Source organism: Roseateles sp., assembly GCF_044373315.1.
In the GTDB taxonomy this organism is placed as follows: Bacteria; Pseudomonadota; Gammaproteobacteria; order Burkholderiales; family Burkholderiaceae_C; genus JACDQM01.
This window is the reverse complement of sequence record NZ_JBILQK010000199.1, coordinates 1-3,153: the sequence shown is the minus strand read 5'-3', so window position 1 is coordinate 3,153 and position 3,153 is coordinate 1. Positions and strand designations below refer to the sequence as shown.

The 3,153-nt window shown below is 65.8% G+C and carries 1 protein-coding gene and 2 pseudogenes; all 3 read right to left on the bottom strand.

Features of this window, described 5'->3' with window-relative positions; all coding sequences use genetic code 11:
• Positions 1-618: 618 nt before the first annotated feature.
• Positions 619-747: pseudogene (locus ACIQ67_RS20335) on the bottom strand (integrase core domain-containing protein); the annotation flags it as partial.
• Between the two features lie 90 nt (positions 748-837).
• Positions 838-2,967 carry an HlyD family efflux transporter periplasmic adaptor subunit gene (locus tag ACIQ67_RS20330; RefSeq protein WP_397536191.1) on the bottom strand — a complete coding sequence of 710 codons (2,130 nt, stop codon included), beginning with the start codon at positions 2,965-2,967 and terminating at the stop codon, positions 838-840.
• Positions 2,968-2,970: 3 nt separating this feature from the next.
• Positions 2,971-3,153 (bottom strand): annotated as a pseudogene (locus ACIQ67_RS20325) (secretion protein HylD); the annotation flags it as partial.

Genomic DNA, 3,153 nt, shown 5'->3' with positions numbered 1-3,153 from the left:
ATCTCTTCGTCCATCAACCTACTCACGGTGTCTTCCTTTCAACAGAAACACCTGAGCAGGTTTTCACTGGTTCAATACATCCGTACCTTCGATCACGGCCAGCGCCGACGGCTGGCGGGTGGTCAGCGGCAGTCCAAGCTAAAGTTACGCTTCTGCTCGCTCTGCTAAAGACTGCCCGAGGCGCGGCACTGCATGCCTGATATGTGGGGTGCGCTGTGGGGTTTTCGACGCTAGGACAAGAAAATATCAAGGCGCGACAAGGACTTGGCTTCGGACTCGAAGTTCAGGTCCAAAACATTGAGTGACTTCTCGGCGCGTCTCACAACGCGCCAAAGTAACTCGATCGCCTGTTGATGGTTTCCTGTGTGGGGATCAGCTCGGCGGCCTGCTTTAGCTCGGCCAGGGCTGCACGGGCCTCGATGCACGCCTTGAGCACGGCGCGGCTCTCAAGCTCGCGCGCCGGGGGCAGCGCAGATAGCTGGTTGTGCGGCAGACCAGGGGGCCAGGGGGTTTCAAGATCTGTCGTGATTGACCTGCCCCCTCCCGACGTACCAGCGGGGTGGCAGTCCGGGTTGAAGGTTGCTTGATCTCGTTGCTTGAAGCCGGTGGCGGCTGTTTCTTGTGGCGGTGGCGTTGTGCGAACTCGGCCGGCGGTATCTGCCCAAGGCTGCTGTGCGGCCTCACCTCGTTGTCGTCCTGGCGCCAGATGGCGATCTCCGAGCGAGCCTGCGGCAAGGTCTGGAACCAGGGCGCGCCGCATCACGGGGACTTTGCGCGGCTATGCGCAACTCGCCGAAAGCCGGGTCGCGCTGGAAGGGGGCAAGGGGGTCAGCCGCTCTAGAAGCCCAGCTCCCGCCACATCACGACCAAGGCGGATCGGAGAAAGATCAGCGCCGGTGATTCCCAACGGCCGTCGATCACCACGCGGCCGCGCCAGCTTTGGCTCGCCAGGCTGCCCAGGCTGTTGTCGCCCTTCAGCGTGACGCGATAGACCGCCCGCTCGGGCACCCACAGCCCGTGCTTGTCGCGGGTTGCGACCGAGCCACCGAAGGCACTGGCCAGCTGCCCTTCGCGCAGCACACGGGTCGCATCGCTGTCGATGCTCGTCACGGTCAGGCGCAGCGTCGGGCCGCTCAAGCCATCGGTGAAAAAGCGCGCGGTGTCACCCACCGCGATGCGCCGCACGGCGTCCTCGTCGAGGTAGGTTTCAACCTGCCAGGCGCCGTCCTTCACCAGCAGCGCCAGGCGTTCGCGGGACGACACCCAGACGCCCGGCTTCAGCTCGGGCTCGACGTCACGCAGCACGCCGTCGAAAGGTGCGGTGGGCGCATACAGGCTCATTTCAGCCCGCACGCTGTCGAGCTCGGCATGCGCCGTCCGTTCACGCTGGGCCAGGGTTTGCAGGTTATTGCGCTGATCGACGTTCACGCCGGCCGCATTCGACTCCCAGCGCACTTGCGCCAGCTGGGCCTGGGCGCGCGCCCAGCGCAGGCGCAATTCGGGCGAGCTCAGCTCCATCAAGGTCTGCCCGGCGCTGACTCGGGCGCCATCGGCCCATGGGAGTGCTACCAGCTGCGCGCCTGCCGGGGCATGCACGGGAAAGACCTCGACCGGCTTCAACAGGCCCGATGAGGTAGATCGCGTCGGCCAGGGCACGAGGACCAGCGCCACCAGCAGCAGACCCAGCCCGGCTGAGCGGCGCACACGGGTGCGGCGCGCTGGCGCGCTGCCGGCTGCCGAGGCAGCGCTACGAAGCAAGCCAGGCCACATCTTCACTTCACTCCAAACAGGCAACACGACAAACCAGGCGATCTCGACGATGAACAGCAGCACGCCGACGGCTTTGATGAAAAAGGTATAGACCAGCGCAGCGATGCCCAGAAACACAAGCAGCCGGTACAGCCATGTGGCGTAGGCGAACGCGATCAAGCCAAGGCGCCGCCGCGCAGGGAAGAGCTCAGGCGGCGCAGCGCCGAGGCCGAACAGGCGCTCGCGCAGGTCCCAGCGCGCCAGCGCGAACGCTCGCTGGTGCAGATTGGGCATGTCGAGCCAGTCCGACAGCAGGAAGTAGCCGTCGAAGCGCATGAAGGGACTGGCGTTCACCGCCAGGGTGGTGACCCAGGTGGTGGTCGCCAACAAAAAGGCGACCGACTTCGGCACGCCCTCGGGCAGCAGCACCCAGGCCAGTGTGGCCCACACGGCGATGATCAGCTCGGTGAGCACACCCGCGGCCGCCACTGCCAGGCGTTGGTGGCGCTTGGAGAGCTTCCACACTTCGTTGGTGTCGGTGTAGGCCACCGGAAACATCACCAGCAGCGCTACGCCCATCGTCGGCACGCGGCAGCCATAGCGCTTGGCGGTGAAAGCATGCCCCAGTTCGTGCAGCAGCTTCACGCCAAGCAGCGTCAGCCCGTACGCCGCCAGGCCATTCCAGGTAAAGGTATCCAGCAGGGTCGTCGAGAAACGCCCCCAGTCGCGATAGACCTCGACGCCGCCGACCAGCAGCGCCAGCAGTGTGAGCCGGGCAAAGCCACGGCTGTACAGCGGGGCCACAAGCGAAAGCCATCGGTCCAGGAAGCGGTCCGGCCGCAGCAGTGGAATGCGAAAGAACAGGTAGTGGTGCAGCAGCCAGGTCTTCCAGCTGCCGCGCCCGCGCGCCAGGCGCTCGGCAAACTGCCGCGCGCTGCTGCCCTCTCCCCTGGCCTGCACCAGCTGGTTGTCGACCAGGAAGCGCGCCACCGCTTCGACGTCCTGCGCGTCTGCGTTCAGCGTCGTGCTGCGGTTGACGGCCTCTGCGATGGCCTTGAAATCACCGTGCCACCACCGGCTGATGATCTCGAAACTCATCCAGTCGATGCGAAAGAACTGGTTGCGCACCGGGTCGTGCAGGGTCCAGCTGGGCTGGCCGTCGGCCAGCGCCGGCCCGGTGAACAGCGCCAGTTCCTCGCGAAGCACAGGCAGCGGCATGCGTCACCAGCCCGTCAGCTGACGCACGGCGGCCAGGGGCCGGCGCAGCACCCAGTAGATCAGCGGGACCCATTCGCCCGACAGCTTGGCCGTGCCTTTCAGGCCCGCACGTTGGTCGCTTGCTCCTTCCAGCTTTGCGCGCACCCGGTAGGCGTAGTTGCCATCGGGCCGCTGCACCGCTTCGTG

Coding starts and splice junctions, on each gene's coding strand:
- ACIQ67_RS20330 (WP_397536191.1), bottom strand. CDS start 2,967: ATGCCGCTGCCTGTGCTTCGCGAGGAACTGGCGCTGTTCACCGGGCCG.